This is a genomic window from Rhodocytophaga rosea (assembly GCF_010119975.1).
GTDB lineage: Bacteria > Bacteroidota > Bacteroidia > Cytophagales > 172606-1 > Rhodocytophaga > Rhodocytophaga rosea.
The window spans coordinates 3,482,870-3,504,157 of record NZ_CP048222.1 but is presented as its reverse complement, the minus strand read 5'-3'; the positions used below and the strand labels follow the sequence as shown (position 1 = coordinate 3,504,157).

Here is a 21,288-nt window from a genome sequence, read left to right as displayed (position 1 = left end):
TAGTGATTGTTAAGCTCACCGTAAGAAGTTATATTTCCATCTTTGAAATACTTATAGCTTCTTTCGATCATGAGTTGGCGTGATAAACTGTATGAAATCATTTTTGAGGCGGACACCCCTGAAGGGAAAGCATTTGATATTACCTTGCTCTGGGCCATTGTTTTCAGTGTACTTGCCGTCATGCTGGAAAGTGTTCCCCATATTCAGGCCAGGTATGGGAACATACTAAAAGCAATTGAATGGGGATTTACAGTCATTTTTACCGTAGAATATCTGGCCCGTATCATTGCTGTCAGGTATCCGGGGCGGTATATTTTCAGCTTTCTGGGAATGATAGACCTGATCGCCTTACTGCCTAGCTACCTGAGTTTATTTTTTCTGGGCAGCCAGTATTTTCTGGTGATCCGTACAGTACGTTTGCTAAGAATATTCCGGATTTTTAAATTAAGCCGTTTTCTGGGCGAAGCAGATACTTTATCAAGGGCGTTACAGGCAAGCCGCCATAAGATCATTGTTTTCCTGGGAGTAGTGTTAAGTATAGTGATGATTTCCGGTACCTTAATGTATTTAGTAGAAGGCCCGGAAAATGGATTTACCAGCATTCCAATTAGTATTTACTGGGCAATTGTTACGCTTACTACAGTAGGCTATGGCGATATTTCCCCTCAGACGGCTCTGGGGCAAACCCTTGCTTCCTTTATTATGATTATGGGCTATGGCATCATCGCTGTACCTACTGGTATTGTCACTTCTGAACTTTCCAGGGCCAATGCCAGAAAGGCAAGTACCCAAACCTGTCCTACTTGTTTACTGCAAGACCATGAGACAGATGCTATTTATTGTAAACATTGTGGAACGATGCTATAAGAATGGTTTTAGTATCATAATCCACTTTCCTGCTAATCTTTATTCCCCATGCCATTCCCTTTTAATTTTTCTTCAAACAGCTTAAAAATCCGCTTGTATTCATCTGTCCAGCTGCTGGCTTCTACAAAGGCATGGTCTTCCATTGGATATACGGCCAGCTCCCAGTTTTCTTTTTTCAGCTCAATCAACCGCTGGCTCAAACGCACAATATCCTGAAAATGAACATTTACATCCAGCATACCATGACACATCAGCAAATGGCCTTTTAATCCTTCGGCATAATAAAGGGGTGAACTTCTGCCATAGGCCAGGCTATCAGTATGGGGCTCGTTAAGAATATTAGAGGTATATCCCTGATTATAGTGTGCCCAGTCGGTTACTGAACGCAAAGCTGCACCTGCGACAAATACATCTGGCTGGGTGAATAAGGCCATTAAGGTAATAAATCCACCATACGATCCTCCGTAAATCCCCAGGCGTTTGGCATCTACTCCTTGCTTTTCTATCAAATATCTTGCGCCATCCATATGATCCGTGAGATCCTTACCACCCATATGCCGGTAAATGCCGATACGCCAATCCCTGCCATAACCTGCGCTTCCCCGGTAATCAATATCAAGCACCGTATAGCCATTATCAGCTAATAAATGATGGAACATGAATTCTCTAAAATACTGGCTCCAGAACTTATGTGCATTTTGTAAATAGCCAGCACCATGAACAAAAATAACTCCCGGACCACCTGGCTTTGCATTGGCTGGTTTATATAAGCGGGCATATACTTCTGCTCCATCCCTGGCCGTAAATGTAATGAGTTCCGGCTCCCGCCAGTCATAGGATCGGAATTCTTCGGTTGTTGATTGGGTCACCTGTTTCAGTCGAGCGCCAGCTTTGTTCTCCATCAGGTACAATTCCCAGGGCTTATTGCTATACGAGTAGCGGAGAGCAATGTATTTTTCATCGGGCGAAAGTTTGGGTTCATAGGCACCAGTGCCAGAAGTTAATTGAATAGCTTTGCCACCATGAACTGGAATTTTGTAGAAGTGTTTTTCTCCGGGATGGACTTCATTGGAAACAAAGTAGAAATGCTTTTTATCCTTAGACAAACCCACATTTGAAACCTCAAATTTCCCTTTGGTCAGTTGTAGTTTTTTGCCACTCACTACATCTACTGTATATAAATGCGAATAACCATTGGCTTCACTCTGAAACCAGAGATTCTGGTTATCGCCCAACCAGCCTATTTCTCCAGGCGAAGTCCAGCCACCGCTTATGCCAGGACCAGCTACCCAGGCTTCGTCCCGTTGCCTGTCTAATAATTTCAGCATACGTGTTTTTATATCCAGGCTCATAATCCAACGGTCTTTGTTATCTGCAGCCCGGATAATTACTACTGCTTGCTTGCCATTGTCACTCCAGTAAGGGCCATGAAATACAACTTTGCGGTTTTCTTCCTTTTTTATGGAAGTATCTTTTTTTTCGGTGGCTTTTTGCGGATAGTCTTTCAGGTAATCTGGTTTGTCAGTAATGCCAGGAATCTGCTGGGGAGAAACTTCCAGTACAGTATCTTGGGCAATATCATATACAAAAAAAGCATAGCTCTCCTGTACGCCGCCTACTTTAGTACGGGCAACTAATTCCTCGGTATAGCCAGATTCAGTTACGTAACTAGGCACCACAGCTGTTTTTACACCTTTGGCTGCCTGCGTAAGGCGGTAGGTAACAAATTTTTCATCGGGGCTTAACCTAATGCTGGCAACGGCTTTATCCTCTACATATATTTCTTTAGGAGCTTTGGGCTTGTCGGCTTTGGTATATTTTTCGGTAGAATCTTTTTTAACTTTCCTTTCCTTTACAATCTCAAAAAAGGCCAGCTGATCCTGGTTGAGCCATTTGTCCTGTTCGCTTTTTTTATCTTCGGCTTTAGGTTTACCTTTCTTGAAATTGGTAAGCTGAATGGTACTTCCATCAGCAATATGCCAGGCAAACAGATTATCCTCTCTGGTGAAAAGTATTTTCTGTTCATCAAAGCTGAAAACCGGATCATCTTCTTTACTAATGGTCTGTGTAATCTGGCGGATAGTGCCTTTTTTTATATCCATCCAGAAAATATCTCCGCTTTTTTCAAAGACTTTCTGGGTTTTGGTTCGATTATATACACCAGTAAAAGCTGGCAAGTCTCTCCGGATAACAGGAATTACTTTTTTTGGTACCGGCTTGTTCAATGAAATCATATACAGCGAATCAGCTTTGTTTTTATCAGGATTCCATTTGAAATAAACTGTTTTGCTATCTTCCGACCAGTTGATATCACTGGGAGACGTGCCCATCCATTGTATAGGGTCCCGCATGATTTTTTCAACCGTTAGGGGAGCAAGCGTAGCATTCTGGGCCGAACAAAAGGTGTGTGCAACAAAGAGTAGCGTAAGAAGACTGAATATTGTTTTTTTCATAAAAACCGGGCAACAATTGACTAAAATACGGATTCCTGTGTATTGGAAAAAGCTTTACCAGCGCATTTGCTAAGAAATATTAGATAAGGAAGGATTCAATAGATAAAATGCAGTGCTAAAATATCTTACATTCAAAGCGCAGTTAAAATTCTGTTGTTTTTTGAGTTGTGGCTTCTATTTTGTTAACTTGAAATCCATCCTCCTTATTTGGAAATTGCTATATGCAGATATACAGGAGATTAATAGCGATTTATTTAATCTATGACAAATAAAATTTTAGAAGAACTGGCAGCGCAGCAGTGCATTGATACTGAACAAGCTGCATTTATACAGGAAAGCCAGCAAAAGGCGCCCTGGTCGGTGCATTGGGAGCTTAAAACGATTTTGTATCTGGGTGTTTTGCTGTTGAATACCGGGCTAGGTTTGCTTATCTATCTCAATATTGACACGATCGGTCACCAGGTGGTAATTGCTCTGATTGCCGCCGTTTGTGCAGCTGCCTTCTGGTACGCGTATACACATAAAGCGCCTTTTTCGTATCAGAAAGTAGAAAGCCCATCGCCTTATTTCGACTATATCGTACTGCTGGGTTGTTTTACATTTCTAATCCTGGAAGGCTACTTGCAGTATCAGTACAAGTTCTTCGGAGAAAAATATGGTTTAGCCACTTTTATTCCGATGGTACTTTTCTTTTTTGTTGCCTATTATTTCGATCATATTGGGGTACTGGCTATGGCAATTACAGCACTTGGTTCATGGCTGGGGATTGCAGTTACACCTATGGAAATATTCCAGAATAACGACTTTTCCAGTGCGAGGCTAATCTATACTGGAATCGTGCTGGGTACAGCTTTATGTGGAGTGGCTTTCTTTACGGAAAGGAAAAACATTAAAAAGCATTTTACTTTTACTTATCTCAATTTTGGCGCTCACCTGCTGTTTATTGCTTGCCTGTCGGGATTAATGGTGCTGGAACAGGAATTTTTATTTGCCGGTTTGCTACTGGTACTCACTCTGCTAGCCATCTGGTATGCCAGACAGGAGAAATCATTTTATTTTCTGATCATTGGGGTAGTATATGCGTATTGGGGCGTGAGTTACCTGATTTTCCAGATTGATACCATGCGGTCGGAACTGGTCTTTTATTATTTCATCTTTTCCTGCATCGGTATTATTATCTTTCTGGCCCGGTATAAAAAAATCCTTAACATTCAAGACAAATGATTGCCTACAACGCAAAATGGCTGGATGCCTTAGCCGTACAAGCGCAAGCCTGGAAATGGTATAAAAAAGGCTGGCTACCTCAACAGCAATGGGAAGATGTCCGCACCAAATTTCAAACAGGCTTCTATACACCCAATATTTTCGTCCGGATTGGTCTATTTATCTTTACCTGGATACTGGTATCGAGTGTATTTGGACTATTTGGCCTGACACTGCTGGATGGGTTTGACAGCCAGACAGGTGCAGCCATTATATGTATGGTATTCAGCGGAGGTTGTTTTTTCCTGCTGGAAATGTTTATCAAAGAAAAGAAGTATTACCAAGCTGGTATTGATGATGCCCTGTTATATACGGCTGGCGGGTTTGCTATTTCCGGTATTTGCCTATTGCTGGAACCTGTTCTCGACGATCATTTTATCTTTTATCTGCTGCTTATTTTTCCCTTATTAGTAGCCATCACCATCCGCTATGTTGACCGGCTGGCCGCATTGCTGGCGTATGCTACATTGGCTGGGATTTTGTTCCTGGCTTTAGAACCTTTTCCATTTACCCGGGCGCTTATTCCGTTTGCCTGCCTGGTGTTTTCAGGAGTGAGTTATTTTCAGATCAAGAAAATCAAACAAAGAGAGGAACTGCGCTATTGGCTGGGTTGCCTCGAGATGGCAGAAGCATGTAGTCTGGTGTTGTTTTACATGAGCGGCAATTATTTTGTAGTAACCGAAGTGGGTGAAATGTTATTTCCAGGATATGCCCTTCCGTTTAGCATTCTGGTTTTTATATTGACAGCACTTATTCCTCTGGTATATGTATATGCCGGACTTAAAAATTTCGACCGCTTACTGCTCAGACTAGGATTAATTATGATTGCCCTTTCTGTACTTACATTTAAATATTATTTCAGCCTGGGGCATCATGAAGTTACACTCACCATTGCCGGAGCCATTATGGTAGGCATTGCCTATGGATGTATCCGCTATCTGAAAAAAAATCCTACCCCATATACTTACCAGGAAGATATTTCCGATGAAACACCTTCGTTTTCTCAGGCAGAGTCTCTGATTCATGCTCAAACTTTTGGCCCATCTGTTGTACCGGAAAAAGACTTTGATTTTGGTGGGGGTAAGTTTGGCGGCGGAGGTGCCGGAGGACAATATTAGGAAGGCTCAGTTTTTTATTAAATGAACTCATGACAGAGATTCTTCCCATCAAGAAGAATCTTTTTTATTGGATATTTGCAAAATGGATGTATTAATCAATAGACCTGGAAAAGAAAAAAACAAATCCAAGAGTCGACTCTTGTGGGTAATGTTTTTATTCTGGATGATCCTGTTGGTTTTTCCTGCTTCTGCACAGGATACATTGCGAGACAGTACCCGGTTTAACAAAAAAAGATTTAGAATGGTATATATAGGCGCAAGCACTGTATATGCAGGTTCATTACTTGCCTTAAATGAAATATGGTATAAGGAAAGCCCTCGCACGAATTTTCATTTTTTTAACGACAATGCCCAGTGGCTACAAATAGATAAGGTAGGGCATTTTTACTCAGCCTATCACCTGAGCCATACCGGTGCCCGTATTTTCCGCTGGACAGGTATGGACAAGCAAAAAGCCACCTGGCTAGGTGCTGCAACTGGTATGGTTTTACTTATCCCTATCGAATTTCTGGATGGATTTTCGGCAGAATATGGTGCCTCGTGGGGTGATTTACTGGCTAATTCAACAGGAGTTGCGCTATCCTTACAAAATTTGCTCTGGCAAGAACCTCGCATTCATCCCAAGTTCTCTTTTCATCAGACTTCTCTGGCTTCCATGCGTCCCAATGTGCTGGGAGAAAATCTACCGCAGCAAATGATTAAAGATTACAATGGCCAAACTTACTGGCTGGCATTTGATATTCAGCCCTGGCTAAGAGAAACAAGCAAGTTTCCATCCTGGCTGGGCGTTGCGTTAGGATACGGAGGCGAGCAAATGGTATATGCCCGTTCTCATGAGAATCAGTCAAATGGATATGATTCTTACCGGCAATATTACCTTTCCCTGGATATTAACCTGACACGAATTCGGGTGAAAAACAAATTTCTCAAAAGCCTCTTCTTTGCCTTGAACACTATCCATATTCCAGCTCCTGCTTTGGAATGGAACCGTAAACAGGGATTCAGAGTGCATGCATTGTATTTCTGATAAGAATAAAAAGGGTAGTATTTAAAGCTTCTTCGCATCCCATTACTATCCTTTTTATTGAGTATTGCTTAATGTCAACTCTGTTTTAACTGTAAGCCGTACCTGTATGTCCTTATATACGTTACGATTCCGCTTTGCAATCTTAACATTAGCTGCTGGTTCATCCGGACCTTCTGTATATTTATCAGCAATTTCATTTCATATGTCTTTCTTGAAGACCAGTATTTTTACAACAGTTTTTTTCAACCAATAATGTATAGAGTCTGGGATTATATACAGCATGTAGTATTGGTGTGATGCAATTTGTTCGCAGGTTTATAAAGCATTAGTACATTGTAACTTAAAAAAGCAAGAAGTACAATGGACAATACCTGCTTCAGGCTATCAGAATTATGCCTAAGCCAAGGCTAACACTCAACAGGAATACTGCAGGAAAGACGTGCTGCATTTTTACTTTATTAAAGATATTATATGCAGCCCAGTTCTTTGAAGACTATTTATGTAAAGATTACCTCCAGGTATACACCAAACTGTGGTTTTACAGATTCCGCACCTGTACAATAAACTCAGGGCGCTGAGTGTATTCTTTAAAAGTTAAATTGGGGTTGACATGGGCAAACTGTTTAAAATCTTTAGCCAGATGATCATAATCGGAATAGCCAAAATGAACGGCAATAGAAAGCCAGTCCAGGTGAAGATGTTTTTCTTTGTATTGGAGGGTATGAAAAAAGCGGTTGATGCGGCTGTATAATTTGGGGCCTACTCCTACCCTTTCTGAAAACTTCCGCTCAAACTGCCTGGGACTTAAACAAGCCTGATCTGCCAGCCAATCGAGAGAGCAACTGCCTGGATTGTTCAGCAGGAGTTGACCGATTTTGTCTACCGGATGTGCTCCTGCTTTAACTTTCTGTAGCTTTCGCAGAAAATATTCTTGGGCACGATCAATCATGGTTGCGTAATCGCTGGCATTGGCAATCTGGTCGTTTACCACCTGCAACTCTGTACTCATCACCGGTTCGGCATCACAAAATTCGCAGGTAAGTTCGTTACTTGAAAAACCCAGCAGCCGGTACAAGCCTCCCGGCTGGAATACCACCATTAGCATAAGGAAGTCGGCTGTAACATTCTGATAAAAATCAAGCCGGCTCACCTGCTGGCCAAAAAGTGCATTTCGGGGAATAGTCCTGGTCATTCCAGAAATAGGATCATAACAATCAATATGCCCTCTGGCAAAAAACACGAGCGCCTGTTCTATCCTTGTTGGATAAGGTGTTTTCGGAAAGGCATCTGGTTCAAATTGAAGGTGTACCAGCCTGAAGGTACAGATGAAGGGCTGTAAAGCAAGACAGGGGAGTATATCTTGGAAGATCATAATTCATCCAGAATGGTGGTAAGTTTTTCGGGCATAGAGAAAAATGGAGAATGGCTGCTGGCTAAGGTATATACTTTTTCGCATGGGACATTGCTGGATAAGCTGCTTTTATCCAGGTCTTTTGCTTTCGTACATAAAATATACACCTTTGGTACAGCCCCATACCGGGCTTCTGTTACAGTGATTGGTGTTGCTAACACGGCCATAGACTCCCAGCCTAATTTACTTTTGGCAAATTCAATGTCTTCCTTTGAGCAATCGTGGTAAAAAAGTGCCATTACATTTTCGGGTTTGAGCTGGGATGCTTTCTGGTCTTCCGAAAAAATCATACTTTCCTGAAGGGAGGGAAAATGCTGAGAATTGTTGACTGGCTTGGCTTGCTGAGCGGCTTTTCCAGCTAAGGCAAACACCGATTCCCCATTTTTAGGCATAAAAGCATCCAGAAAAACAAGCTTAGCTACTTTTTCTTTTCCCAGTTCTTCTGCTGCCTGGGCAATAATTACACCTGCCATTGAGTGCCCGACCAGGATCACTTTTCCGGTCTGGCTGTTGGCTACAGAAACAACTTTTTGCACACAATCCTGGAGAGTAACTGAACTGGCTGGTGTTTTATCATCTCCATGTCCTGGTAAATCAATGGCGAGTACTTTGTTTCCTTTGGCTTCCAGCAGGGGTACTACTTTGTTCCAGCTCCAGGCACCATGCCAGCCGCCGTGTACGAGGATGTATGTTTTAGATTGAGCATTGGCTGCTGTCACGAACAGGCATAGCCATAATAGTAAAGAGCATTTCGTTTTCATGGATTAGGAAATTTGATCTATACCAAATCTATTTCCTATCAACAAAAAACGACAAGTAAAAAAACGACATCTTTTAGAGAATGAACGCCTTATTCATCCAGATCAATAATCAAGCCTTGTACTGAAGGAAAATCTGTCAGTCGCTGGTGTCTTTCCTGCTCCAGGCGTTGTGCTTTGTAACGGAGGCTTTCCAGTTCTTCCCGCAACGATAAGATTTGCTCCCGCATGGATAAAATAATATCAATGCCTTCTTTATTAATGCCCAGATCCTGATACAAGCGGATCAATCGCCGCACATGGGCAATATCATCAGCTATCAGGCACTCCAGGTTTTGCTGGAAATGCGTTTGCACCAGGCCAAATTCTGCAAATTCGTGGATCAGTGCAACTTCAACGCCATGCAGGGTAGAAAATTCCCGGATAGAAATATAGTGAGCCATGGGATATAGTGATTATTCGTTGTTAATATTTAAATAGTCTCATTTCTGAGTTTAGCTAGTTGTGTAAACAAATCCTTTTCCTGTGCCGATAAATTTTCAGGAAGTTGCACATTGATTTTCACATATAGGTCGCCAGTTTCGCCTTCCCGGCGGTAAACCGGAAATCCTTTTCCTTTCAGCCGCAGCATCGTTCCGTTTTTGGTTTCGGGCTTGATCTTAATTTTCAACGAACCAGACAAAGTATTAATTACCTGTTCGCCACCTAAAATAGCAGTATACAAACTTACTGGCATTTCGATGTACAGGTCGTTGCCTTTGCGGGTATAATCTGGTTCAGGATTTATACGCAAGGTAATGTACAGATCGCCGTTTTCCCCTCCATTCATTCCAGGGCCACCATTTCCTTTGAGGCGGATCGTCTGGCCATCTTCTACACCAGGATGAATCGTGATGCGCAGGTTTTTCTCGTGAACTGTAATCGTTTTTTTCGTTCCGGTAAACGCTTCCTGTAAACTCAAATGTAGTTCGGCAGTATAATCCTGCCCGGCAAAAGCCATATTTCCACCTCTCGCCCGTTGCCTGGAACCACCGCCACTTGCTCCTGCACCACCGAAAAAAGTACTAAAGAAATCTGAGAAGTTACCATCCCCAAACAAATCTTCCATATTTCCTTCATACCTGGTATAACCTCCGCCACCTCCACCTTGCTGGGCATATTTCGACCAGTCGAATCCGCCACTGCCTGGTGCTCCACCAGCCTGCTGATAGCGATTCCAGTCGGCTCCGAGGGTATCGTACTTTTTCCGTTTCTCTTCATCACTCAATACCTCATTGGCCTCATTCAGGTCTTTAAATTTAGCTTCTGCTTCCTTATCGTTGGGATTTACATCCGGATGGTATTTCCGGGCCAGCTTCCGGTAGGCTTTTTTTATCTCTTCCTGCGATGCTTTTTTGTCTACACCTAATATTTTGTAATAGTCTTTGTATTCCACTGCGTCAAGAATTTATGAATGAAAATACATGAAATAATTGCCTTATAAAACGGGTTGTGACAGAGAACAGTTCACTTACACAACATCACAAAATAAACACGCTCATTATAAAAACAAAGCACCGAAGAAGGATTATATAAATAGCAGGAAGCTACTAGCAGAGGTTCTACGTGAATAGCCAACTGATCGATATTATTCCTATATTCAGCATTATAACATGAAACTTCCTTTAAGTAAAATGGATTTTAAACATACCTGAAATTAATTCCTTACTCATAACTGCCATATATAAACTCATACATTCTTGAAAGATTTTGAACTCCTTACCAAAGACCACCTCCATCTGAAAGGCAAATACTGGCAACCGGCTGAAACTAAAGCTGCTTTATGCGTAGTACATGGCTTAGGCGACCATATGATGCGTCATGCCCATGTAGCCAGTTACTTATGCGACAACCAGATTGCTGTATTCTTATACGATCAACGGGGGCATGGCACTTCTGATGGAAAAAAAGGCCATATTCCTTCGTATGATGCTTTACTGGATGATGTGGAAGCAGTGCTGAATAAAGCAAAAGAGTTGTATCCAAAGGTACCCTTATTTTTGTATGGCCACAGTATGGGTGGTAATGTAGTGGCCAATTATGTACTAAAGCGGAACACCTCAGCTCTGGCTGGCGTTGTTATTTCTTCTCCCTGGTTTAAGCTCAGTTTTAACCCCTCCGTTGTAAAAGTAGCATTAGGTACGATGATGAGTAAAATATATCCGGCCTTTACGCAGCCAAATGAAATTAATGCCTATCAGCTCACCCACGATCCGGCAGTAGCCAAAGCCTATATAGATGATACCCTCGTACACCACGATATTTCAGCCGGGTTATTTGTAGCCATGTTTAAAGGAGGCGAATGGGCAATCCAACATGCATCGGAGTTCAAAATTCCTGCCCTTATCATGCATGGCAGCGAAGATCCCATCACTTCTATTGCTGCTACCAAAGAGTTTGTAGCAAAAGTAAAAGACAGAGTAACGTTTAAAATATGGGAAGGTTTACGACATGAAACCCACAATGAAGCCCAAGGGACGGAGGTAATGGCTTATCTGAAAGACTGGCTGCTGAAACAAGCTTCCTTCGCCTAAGAAATGATCTGACTGTTGCATGATTTTGTCAGATCTCATAAGAAACTATATACCATACGCCGATTGTAAGCAGGCATTGATCTTATCGGTGAGTAACTCAATTAATTCTTCATCCAGATACTCATATTCATCAGGAATATATAATACCTCAATCGAGGGCAACTCTAACTGACGGTACGCTTCTGTAATCCTTGACCGTTGTTTTTGCTCCATTACCAGAACTAAATCTGCCCAGCTAAGATCTTCTTCTCTGAGTTGCCGTTCACTTCTTGGGCTTAATCCTACCGACCTGATGATAAACCGCATATCATTTTTAAAGATATATTCAGCAGTACGGCTTCTTCTTTTGTTGCGGCCACATACAACTAAAACATGAGGTTTAGTATCCATTCATTTCGGAATTCTGTTATCAGATACAAAGGTTAGTATTTCGGCTGAATTTTTCATGCCGTTTTTGCCGTTCCTCCTTCATTATTTCCACTTATCCGTTTCCTGCAAAATTTATTTAATAAATCTCTCTGCACCGTAGGGGTAAGTATTGGTTAACTTGTCTTATACTCAAAAATCATCCTCAATAATTTATACTAGCATATGCCTATTTTTTCGCAGGAAGCTAAATAATACATCACAATAGCATTGCTAATCAAAGGTTTATTAATAATATAATCGGATATAAACTAAATAAACATAAATATTATCTTGAAATAAGTCAATTTAACACACATGAGAAAAATTACAGGATTAACTTTGATCTTATTGTTTTGGAGCCTGAGCCAGCTATGGGCACAAAGCAAGTTTACAGTGAGCGGATATATTAAAGATGCAAAAACAGGTGAAGAACTAATTGGAGCGAGCGTATATGTGCAGCAATTAGGCAATGGAACTACTACGAATGCCTATGGCTTTTATTCGCTTACCTTGCCTGCAGGAGAATATAACCTAAGTGTAAGCTATGTAGGCTTTGTTACCCAGAACCAGTCTATTAAATTGGATGCCAACAAAACGCTCAATTTTGAAGTAGCTGAAGAAAGTGTGAACCTGGAAGAAGTAGTAGTTTCTTCTACAAAGATCGATGGCAACGTAACGGAAGTGAAAATGAGCCGCGAAAATCTCAAAATTGAGCGGATCAAATCTATGCCGGCTCTATTTGGTGAGGTAGATATTCTCAGAAGTATTCAGATGTTGCCAGGTATTCAGAGCGCTGGTGAAGGTACAACCGGTTTGTTTGTTCGCGGTGGTTCTGCCGACCAAACCCTGATGTTGCTGGATGAGGCTACTGTGTATAATGCATCTCACTTCCTGGGATTTTTCTCTGTATTCAACTCTGATGCTATTAAAGATATTGAATTGTATAAGGGTGGAATTCCAGCCCAGTTCGGCGGACGGTTGTCGTCGATTGTGGATGTAAGGATGAAGGAAGGCAATTCCAAGAAATTTACGGCCTCTGGTGGGATTGGTACTATTTCCAGCCGCCTTACCCTGGAAGGTCCATTGGTAAAAGATAAGTCTTCGTTTATGCTTTCTGGTCGCCGCACTTATGCTGATGTGTTTCTGAAGCTTTCCCCGGATGAGAATATCAACAGCAATACGCTGTATTTCTACGACCTGAATGCCAAACTGAATTACAAGATCAATGACAAAAACCGGATATTTTTATCGGGTTATTTTGGAAAAGATAAATTTGGCTTCGACGATGTATTCGGCTTGGACTGGGGAAATACTACTACTACTTTCCGCTGGAATCACTTGTTCAACCAGCGTTTATTCCTGAATACAACAGTACTTTTCAGCGATTTTAATTATGGATTTAATATCAACGATGGCGCACAAAACTTTGAATGGAAATCAAACTTGCAGGAATATGGCCTAAAACTGGATTTTAATTATTTCCTCAATCCGAATAATGAACTGAAATTTGGTTCAAATACCATTGTTCACCGGTTTTCTCCGGCTACGATCCAGCCAAAAAATTCTAATTCTATTTTTGAAACCTTTAAACTGGATAACAAATATGCCCTGGAACAGGCATTCTATATCAGCAACGACCAGAAAATCAGCGAAAGACTTTCTTTCCAGTATGGCTTACGTTACTCTATGTTCTGGAATGTAGGTCCGGGAAGGGTGTTCCAATACGCTCCTGGCCAACCAATGGACGATAATACCATTACAGACACAGTGAAATACAGCCGCTATGAAAGCATCAATTTGTATCATGGCTTAGAACCCCGGTTTGCTGCCCGTTACCTGGTAGATGACAGAAGTTCAGTGAAAGCTTCTTACAACCGCATGCGCCAGTATTTACAAATTGCCTCTAACTCTACTGCCGGTTTGCCTATTGACCGGTGGGTACCAGCTGATAAATACATCAAACCACAGATCAGCGACCAGATAGCCCTTGGATACTTCCGAAACTTTAAAGAGAACATGTTTGAGACTTCGGTGGAAGTATATTATAAATGGATGCAGAACCAGATTGATTTTAAAGACGGCGCAGAAATCCTGCTGAACAATAATCTGGAAACAGAACTCCGGGCTGGTGATGCCTGGGCATATGGCGCAGAATTTATGGTGAAAAAAAATGTAGGCCGCACCACTGGCTGGGTAAGTTATACCTTATCTAAAGCACAGCGCCAGATCGAAGGAATTAGCTTGGGGCAGGCCTATAGCCCCCGTTATGATAGAAGGCATAATGTATCAGTAGTACTTTCACACGAAATCAAGCCAAGAATGACGCTTTCTGCCAACTGGGTATACACCACTGGTAGTGCGGTAACCTATCCGCAAGGATTTTATGAAGTTGATGGTAAACGTACCCCATATTATCCTGAAACCCGCAATGGAAACCGTATGCCCGCTTATCACCGTATGGATTTGTCTTTAAATATTGATGGCAAACAAAAGCCTGGCCGGAAATGGCAAAGCAGCTGGAATTTCTCTCTGTACAATGCGTATGCTCGTAAAAATGCATTTACCGTTCAGTTCCGGGATGTAATTAATGGAGACCCAGGTGTAAATGAAGGCGACGATGATCTGGTAATCAATACAAAAGAGCCTAAAGCTGTAAAAACCTATTTATTCGGCATTATTCCTTCTGTTACTTATAATTTCAAATTCTAACATTCAGCATTTGCTCTATACTAATTATATGAAAAACATTAAATTTATCCTATTCTTTATAGCGCTTCCCTTCCTGTTTACTGCCTGCCAGGAAGTAGTAGAAGTGCCACTCAATAATACCAATCCCAAACTCGTGGTAGATGGTTTGATCACTAGCCAGCCAGGACCGTATTATATTACCCTTTCTCAAACCGGAGATTTTTATAGTACAGATCCAGCGCCCAAAGTAACAGATGCTGTAGTAACAGTTTCGGATGATGCCGGAAATTCCGAAGTACTCACCCATTTATCGGATAAACCAGGTACCTACCAAACCAGCACCATTCAAGGCGTAGTGGGCCAGACGTACTACCTGAATATTCAGCACAATGGACAAAGCTATCAGGCAGAATCTAAACTGCTCCCGGTTACCAATATTGATAAACTGGAGATCCGTTTTGTAGAAGAGTCGCCTACCAAAGATGAAGGCTATTATATTTATTTCTTTGCCAAAGAACCACAGGGCGAAACAAATTATTACCGCTTTTATGTGTATGAAGGTGATTCACTATATAACAGTGTAAACGACTTGATTATTTCAAGCGACGATTTCCTCAAAGGGGATATTGAGAATCTGGAATTAGGCTATCCTTTTGATTTGAATGATGTGGTACGACTGGAAATGCACTCACTGAGCCGGAAAGAATATGAATACTATAATGGTTTATTAAATGTGCTCAATAGCGATGGAGGTTTATTTAGCCCTCCGCCTGTTAACCCACCTTCTACCATCAGCAATGGCGCACTGGGAATTTTTAGGGCATCTGCTGTCGCCACTGAAACTGTAACGATAAAATAAAAGGTTTTTTAACGACTTATTCTATATTTGCATACCACCTTTATACAAACAGCCGGGCACTTCTAGCGTCCGGCTGTTTATTTTTTAGTAAATTGAGTATGTTCCACATAGTTATCTATTATGAAAGAGCCCTATCATTCATTCTATTTACCCTTGTAAGCTTCGAAACTATGGCATGCTCTTGTGGCAGGTCTATGATTGGCCGGGAGTTTCTGAGCCAGGTTAAAAACTTTGATTATGTGGTCATTGGAACATTTTACAAAGGCAGTAACGGCGGACAAATGCTTATTATTAAAAATATTTATAAAGGGGCTATTAAGCAAGACACAATAAAGCTTGTTAGTGGTGGTATGGATTGTTTCCTCTCTTTTGACATTGATTCAGGTACCCAATTGGTATTAGGATTAGTAAACTCGCCCTATAAAAGTAGTCTACATGGATATGTGGCAGCAGGATGTGTTACTTCAGCGTTAATAATTAGTAATGAAAATCGAATCAATGCAATAGATATTCTAATCTCTTTCGTAAATAAGCCAAAAATTAATGTATGGAGTCGTTCAATGAAATTAGAAATATTCGAGAATAAGATTAGAAGAAAAACTAAATATAGGCTTGGTTGAACAGAAAGCTGCCTATTCAAACAATAAGAATATTCCTAATTCACTTCAACTCCTTAGCCTTCAATTCCTGTGTCCACATTTCTTTGCCTTTGGTGTTCAATACCCGTATGGTCAGTGTTCTGTCTGTACGAGGACCTTTTACATTGATAAGGGCGAAGTTATGCTCAGCTACTAAGGTGCCGGGTATCATCAGCGCATTTTCATCGGCTTTGGGTGTATATACACCAGCTGTTAAGGGAGAGATGGTAATGTCGTATAAAGGATAGGTGCCTGGGCGCTCCAGTTTGGTAAGGCTGCTGTGATGACGGTCGCCATCAAGGAAAATAACACCCGGAATTTTGGCCTCCTGGATCGCTTTCAGCAAATAGTCTTTTTCTTCCTGGTAATAGGTATAACTATCGTCGAGTTTGGCAGGATTCAACACCTGGCAGCCAATGGCTACAATTTTAAAAGGCGCATCGCTGGAAATGAGGGCATCGACCAGCCATTGTAACTGCTCTTTTCCCAGTAAGGTGCGGTCGCTGCTTACAAAATTCTCATTCGGCGTTTTAAAGTATCGGTCATCTACCAAAAAAAACTGCACGTCATTCCACTGAAACGTACTGGTAACACCGGCTTTTTCGCCCAACACATAATTGGCACTGGGCCAGAATAACTTAAAGGCTTCCAGGGTAATATTCTTATTCCAGAAACTCCGGTTGGCATTATTGGGACCAAAGTCATGGTCGTCCCATGTGGCATAGTTATGTACAGAACCCAGTAAAGGCTGCATTTCAGGGGTAGAACGGGTATGGGTATAGCGGTGCATAATACCAGAACGGGTATTCCAGTCTACTTCCCGTAGGTAGGTATTATCACCCAGCCAGAGCATAAAATCCGGTTTCTGCTGGTAAATCGTCGTAAATATATCATAATCACCTCCATATGGTTTTCCCGGCCGGTCTACATCAGTTTCATTGATGTAGGTACAGCTACCGGTAGCAAAAGTAAATTCCGGTGGATCGGTGCGCCACTGCCACAAGGTTTGGGTCTGAAATTCCAGTGGATAGGGACGCTTTACATTTTTACCATTAATATATAATTCATAGGTGTATTTTTTTCCTGGAGATACCTGATCTGCTTTTAATGTAGCTGTAAATGCCGTGTTCTTGGTAGTAGTAATTTCTTCAGTACTGAATTTTTTCTGTGGAGCATCCTTTTCCCAATACATACATTTTACTTTGGCATCTTGGGTGGTTTGCACCCATAAGGCTACTTCTTTCATATCCGAATATCCCACCATTGGCCCGGATTGTAACAAAGTAGTTTGTGCATGGACTTGTAAGGACATCAACAAAACGAAGCAGAAGGCAGTAAGTACAGTGTTTCTCATGAAAGGAATGATATAGGTTGGTTGCAAAGTAAGGGTTTTGCCAGAAAAATGTGGCGATATTATACCAAGTTTCTGACTGGATACTGAAGCTACTAATAACTTTCATTCTAACAAAAACCTGATTATATTGATATAAGATGTATTTAGAAGGAGAACGGCAACTTACAAAATGGATAGCATGCATTTTGTCAATGGAACACGAATCCTAACATACCTTTATTTTTGATTAAACTTTAGCGTTGGGAATAGGGTTAGGTGTTAGGCTTAGTACTTTTACATTTCATTTATCCATTCACTAAACTCGCTCACTCTTTCCCTTCCGTTCGCTTGTATATTCTGATCTCTGATTAAATCATAGTATTCAAGTTCATGAATGAGTATAGGCAGATTTGTTATTTGTGCTTGATGGGTTTCTTGTACTATTTGAATGAGTAGATCAATAAAGTTTTTTGTTATCTGCTCTGCTTTTTCCATACAAGCATCAAAGTCACGATCTTCTTCTTTATCCGTATAGTAGAGCTTTTTTTCAACTACCCAATTTTCAATCAATTTCTTCCCAACTTTGTCTTCTTCTGTACCTATGGATTCAATTTCATTTTGTAACCAAAAAGCATAATTCCACTTAGCCTCCTGCTCATCGGATGCATCGTTTATTTGCTCATGAAAATTAGTTAAAGTGTTATATCCAATCGTTAAGGTAGGTCTTCTTGGGTCATCTTCATCGTCATATACAAAAAATGAAAAAACATAAATATCATTAACTTCAGATGTGGACAATCTCCTATAAGCTGTAAACCACTTTTGCTTAATATATTCTTTTAATTTTTCCATTTTAATTAAGCCTAACAGTTGCGTATCAACAACTAACAACAAATAACCATTTAATCAATCTTTCTCATCTCCTTCCAGTTATGGTCCTGTAATACGGAACCAGGATTGAAATTAGGATCATTGCTCATAATATAGCTGCCATCTCCCCGGCTCCAGGCATGGTCATAACCGGATGCCAGTTCCACTTTACCAGTTTCATCCTGATAATGTTCTACCTCCCGGATGGCTTTTATAAAATTCGTATGCATGCGGTCGTCAGAAGACTGTTGCTGTTGTTCCCAATTCCGGATGTTTGCATCCATGGCTTTCAGCCTTTCCTGGCCGCTCCGGATAGCGGCTTCACCCATGGCTTTGGTTTGGGCATCCATCATACGGAGTTTACCAATATGAGCGATTTGCCTTTGTTGCCGTACATCTTTCCAGAATTTGTTTACCGTTTCGGTATAGGAGGGATTCGTCCGGAAACTCCCCATAATGACACTAAATTGATTGAGTGCCTGCTGCTTTTCTGTATCCGGATAAGTATACACAATGCGCTTGGTCACCATGGTGGTGTAAATTTTATTATATGTACCATTGTACACATTAGGAACTGTATTTTCTATGATAGATGTACCCAATACAACTATACCTTCGCTTCCATTTTTCCAGCGTACATTAGCATGAATAGCCGACTGGTCGAAATTTATCTGGGCAGATCCGTATTGCATTAGTTCCATCCGGGTTTTTTCATTACTCTGCTTCATTTCATCTACTACCGTAGCATTGGGTTCTACTTTTATAATCTGCGGGTTATTCAATTCTCCGGGAGCAAATACAGATCTCAGATACTGTTCAGCATTCATGGGCTGTCTGAACCCACAAAAGGGCGATATATTTCCACTGTTCATATAAAACTGTATCATCTGTGGATCGGTGTTCCAGTTATACACAATATCCGGAAAGAGGCGGAAACTGTATTTTCCATCTACAGATCTGGCTCGTAAGTCCTTAAATGTACCGGCACAATCACTGTTTGGCATATTCCAGATAATATTATTCTCTTGCTGCCAGCCTTTAGGCAACAAAAGGCTGTAGGCTTCGGCTGGTTCGGCAAAGGCAGTTTTATCTAACATTCTCACTCTTTCAAACAAAACATAATCATTTCCTTCCTTAAAATTCTGAGTATTAGTCATGTTGGTAGCAGGTTTATTTTCCGAGGAATTTGTTTCAGTGGTGGCTTGCTGTTTTGTATCACAAGCGGTGAGAACGCATTGCATGATCAGCCATCCAAATAAAATATACGGGTAGTGTTTATTCATATCAATAGAGGAATAAAAATGGTTTTATCAACAGGAATGATAGATATGGCAGATATGCAGTATAGATTTAAAATGAACAAATTTCAACACAAATGAGCCAACTGAAATTAGGTATTATTCAGTAAGCCTGCAACCTAATCGAGCAAAATAGTTTTCTGAATCTAATTGAATCAGTTTTGCGGATTCAGGAAAATGATCATATATAAACAGCCAGGAGTTTCTGAACAATAGAATTTTATGTATATTTGGAGTATAATTATTTTTATGTACAGCTGTACGATAATAATATAAGTTGTTGCTGTTTAGTGTACCACTTATTTCCTTTTCACAATGAAAAGACACTACTTCCCTCTTCTGCTTGCCTTGCTGATTATGCTGCCTTTTGGATGCAAACAGAACAATGGTGAATACAAGGTTCAGGCAAATGACCCGGCCTTTCTGCATCGCTCCGTTAAAAAGCTTACTGATGTCATTGTATACGACATATTCTCACCGCCAGTAGCCAGCCGGATTTATGCTTATTCCAGTATCGCTGCTTACGAAGCCATGGTAAACTCTAATCCGGATTACCGCTCATTAGCCAGTCAGGTAAAAGGTTTAGTGGATATGCCCAAACCAGTAGCTGGCCAGGAATATTGTTTCCCCTTAGCGAGTGTAAAAGCATTTCTGACCGTAGGCCGGACTTTTACTTTTTCTGAAGAGAAAATTGAAGCATTTGAAACAGAAATTTATAAGGAATTTGAGGAAACAGGGATGCCAGATGAAGTATATGAGCGGTCGATGGCATACGGAAAGCAAGTGGCAGATGCTATTGTAGCCTGGTCTTCCAAGGATAACTATAAACAAACCAGAGGATTTGAAAGATATACTGTTACCAATGCACCCGGAACCTGGGTTCCTACTCCTCCAGATTACATGGATGCCGTGGAGCCACACTGGTATAAAATCCGGACTTTTGCTTTAGACTCTTGTAATCAGTTCATACCGGCTCGCCCACCTCAATATAGCCTGGAAAAAACAAGTGATTTTTATAAAGAGACGTTGGAAACATACGAAACTGGCAAAAACCTTTCAGAAGAGCAGCTGGCTATTGCCAGCTTCTGGGATTGTAACCCTTTTGTGGTGCAACATACCGGGCATTTTATGCTGGGAAAAAAGAAAATGTCGCCTGGAGGCCACTGGATGAGTATTGCTAACATTGCCAATAAAACAGCTAAATCCGATTTTATACGTTCGGCTGAAACCTATGCGCTGGTTTCTATTGCGCTTATAGATGGATTTATCAGTTGCTGGGATGAAAAGTACCGCAGTAAACTTATACGGCCAGAAACGGTAATTAATCAGCACATTGATGAAACCTGGGAACCCTTATTAACTACGCCTCCCTTTCCAGAATATCCCAGCGGACATAGTGTGATTTCTAATTCAGCTGCTGTTGTTCTTACACACATCTATGGCGATACATTCACGTTTGTAGATTCTACGGAAGTAGAATATGGGTTGCCTGCCCGAACTTTTCATTCATTTAAAGCGGCAGCAGATGAGGCAGCTATCAGCCGCTTATATGGTGGGATTCACTATCGTTCTGCTATCGAAAACGGAGCAGACCAAGGCAAAAAAGTAGGCGATTATTTAGTTAAGAAGCTGGAAACACGTAAAAATACGATCGCACTAAGTAAATCTAACCAATAATTATCCTATCGAATATATAAAAAATACAAAAGAGGCTGATTCAAAAA

General features: G+C 41.1%; 18 protein-coding genes. 9 read left to right on the top strand and 9 right to left on the bottom strand.

Annotated elements, in window-relative coordinates; all coding sequences use genetic code 11:
* The first annotated feature begins 69 nt into the window (after positions 1-69).
* Positions 70-867 carry an ion transporter gene (locus GXP67_RS14685; RefSeq protein ID WP_162443811.1) on the top strand — a complete coding sequence of 266 codons (798 nt, stop codon included), beginning with the start codon at positions 70-72 and terminating at the stop codon, positions 865-867.
* A gap of 32 nt (positions 868-899) precedes the next feature.
* On the opposite strand, the gene GXP67_RS14680 is transcribed toward GXP67_RS14685, so the two are convergent.
* The gene (locus GXP67_RS14680; RefSeq protein WP_162443810.1) at positions 900-3,320 is read right to left on the bottom strand and encodes an alpha/beta hydrolase family protein; all 2,421 of its coding nucleotides are present in this window, start codon (positions 3,318-3,320) and stop codon (positions 900-902) included.
* Between the two features lie 261 nt (positions 3,321-3,581).
* Here GXP67_RS14680 and GXP67_RS14675 point away from each other — a divergent pair, with 261 nt between their 5' ends.
* The 3 genes from GXP67_RS14675 to GXP67_RS14665 all read left to right on the top strand — a co-directional run bounded on the left by GXP67_RS14675 (position 3,582) and on the right by GXP67_RS14665 (position 6,728).
* Positions 3,582-4,544 carry a DUF2157 domain-containing protein gene (locus tag GXP67_RS14675; protein WP_162443809.1) on the top strand — a complete coding sequence of 321 codons (963 nt, stop codon included), beginning with the start codon at positions 3,582-3,584 and terminating at the stop codon, positions 4,542-4,544.
* On the top strand, positions 4,541-5,701 hold the full coding sequence (locus GXP67_RS14670; protein WP_162443808.1) for a hypothetical protein: 1,161 nt from the start codon (positions 4,541-4,543) through the stop codon (positions 5,699-5,701). Before GXP67_RS14675 ends, GXP67_RS14670 begins: the two co-directional genes overlap by 4 nt.
* Before the next feature lie 82 nt (positions 5,702-5,783).
* Positions 5,784-6,728, top strand: coding sequence for a DUF2279 domain-containing protein (locus GXP67_RS14665; protein ID WP_232065227.1), 945 nt, complete (start codon positions 5,784-5,786; stop codon positions 6,726-6,728).
* 538 nt (positions 6,729-7,266) lie between these two features.
* On the opposite strand, the gene GXP67_RS14660 is transcribed toward GXP67_RS14665, so the two are convergent.
* The 4 genes from GXP67_RS14660 to GXP67_RS14645 form a co-directional block, all read right to left on the bottom strand.
* Positions 7,267-8,100 carry a helix-turn-helix domain-containing protein gene (locus tag GXP67_RS14660; RefSeq protein ID WP_162443807.1) on the bottom strand — a complete coding sequence of 278 codons (834 nt, stop codon included), beginning with the start codon at positions 8,098-8,100 and terminating at the stop codon, positions 7,267-7,269.
* Positions 8,097-8,900, bottom strand: a complete 804-nt coding sequence (locus GXP67_RS14655; RefSeq protein WP_162443806.1) for an alpha/beta fold hydrolase — start codon at positions 8,898-8,900, stop codon at positions 8,097-8,099. Before GXP67_RS14655 ends, GXP67_RS14660 begins: the two co-directional genes overlap by 4 nt.
* Positions 8,901-8,989: 89 nt before the next feature.
* Complete coding sequence (locus tag GXP67_RS14650) at positions 8,990-9,340, bottom strand: chaperone modulator CbpM (RefSeq protein WP_162443805.1); 351 nt, start codon at positions 9,338-9,340, stop codon at positions 8,990-8,992.
* Positions 9,341-9,369: 29 nt separating this feature from the next.
* Positions 9,370-10,332 (bottom strand): DnaJ C-terminal domain-containing protein, encoded by a 963-nt coding sequence (locus tag GXP67_RS14645; RefSeq protein ID WP_162443804.1) that lies wholly within the window; start codon positions 10,330-10,332, stop codon positions 9,370-9,372.
* 304 nt (positions 10,333-10,636) lie between these two features.
* Between GXP67_RS14645 and GXP67_RS14640 the strand changes: the two genes are divergently transcribed.
* The gene (locus GXP67_RS14640; protein ID WP_162443803.1) at positions 10,637-11,470 is read left to right on the top strand and encodes an alpha/beta hydrolase; all 834 of its coding nucleotides are present in this window, start codon (positions 10,637-10,639) and stop codon (positions 11,468-11,470) included.
* Positions 11,471-11,515: 45 nt separating this feature from the next.
* Here GXP67_RS14640 and GXP67_RS14635 read toward each other — a convergent pair whose 3' ends face one another.
* Entirely contained in the window at positions 11,516-11,860 is a 345-nt protein-coding gene (locus tag GXP67_RS14635) for a protein-tyrosine-phosphatase (protein ID WP_162443802.1), read from the bottom strand.
* Positions 11,861-12,193: 333 nt separating this feature from the next.
* Here GXP67_RS14635 and GXP67_RS14630 point away from each other — a divergent pair, with 333 nt between their 5' ends.
* From GXP67_RS14630 to GXP67_RS14620, 3 genes are all read left to right on the top strand, one after another.
* On the top strand, positions 12,194-14,587 hold the full coding sequence (locus GXP67_RS14630; protein ID WP_162443801.1) for a TonB-dependent receptor: 2,394 nt from the start codon (positions 12,194-12,196) through the stop codon (positions 14,585-14,587).
* Between the two features lie 28 nt (positions 14,588-14,615).
* Complete coding sequence (locus GXP67_RS14625) at positions 14,616-15,425, top strand: DUF4249 domain-containing protein (RefSeq protein WP_162443800.1); 810 nt, start codon at positions 14,616-14,618, stop codon at positions 15,423-15,425.
* 194 nt (positions 15,426-15,619) lie between these two features.
* Entirely contained in the window at positions 15,620-16,045 is a 426-nt protein-coding gene (locus GXP67_RS14620) for a hypothetical protein (protein ID WP_162443799.1), read from the top strand.
* Between the two features lie 40 nt (positions 16,046-16,085).
* Here GXP67_RS14620 and GXP67_RS14615 read toward each other — a convergent pair whose 3' ends face one another.
* From GXP67_RS14615 to GXP67_RS14605, 3 genes are all read right to left on the bottom strand, one after another.
* Positions 16,086-17,417, bottom strand: a complete 1,332-nt coding sequence (locus tag GXP67_RS14615) for an alkaline phosphatase D family protein (RefSeq protein WP_162443798.1) — start codon at positions 17,415-17,417, stop codon at positions 16,086-16,088.
* 273 nt (positions 17,418-17,690) lie between these two features.
* Positions 17,691-18,248, bottom strand: a complete 558-nt coding sequence (locus tag GXP67_RS14610) for a hypothetical protein (protein WP_162443797.1) — start codon at positions 18,246-18,248, stop codon at positions 17,691-17,693.
* Between the two features lie 50 nt (positions 18,249-18,298).
* Entirely contained in the window at positions 18,299-19,549 is a 1,251-nt protein-coding gene (locus tag GXP67_RS14605; protein WP_162443796.1) for a hypothetical protein, read from the bottom strand.
* A gap of 330 nt (positions 19,550-19,879) precedes the next feature.
* Between GXP67_RS14605 and GXP67_RS14600 the strand changes: the two genes are divergently transcribed.
* On the top strand, positions 19,880-21,241 hold the full coding sequence (locus tag GXP67_RS14600; protein WP_162443795.1) for a vanadium-dependent haloperoxidase: 1,362 nt from the start codon (positions 19,880-19,882) through the stop codon (positions 21,239-21,241).
* Positions 21,242-21,288 lie beyond the last annotated feature (47 nt).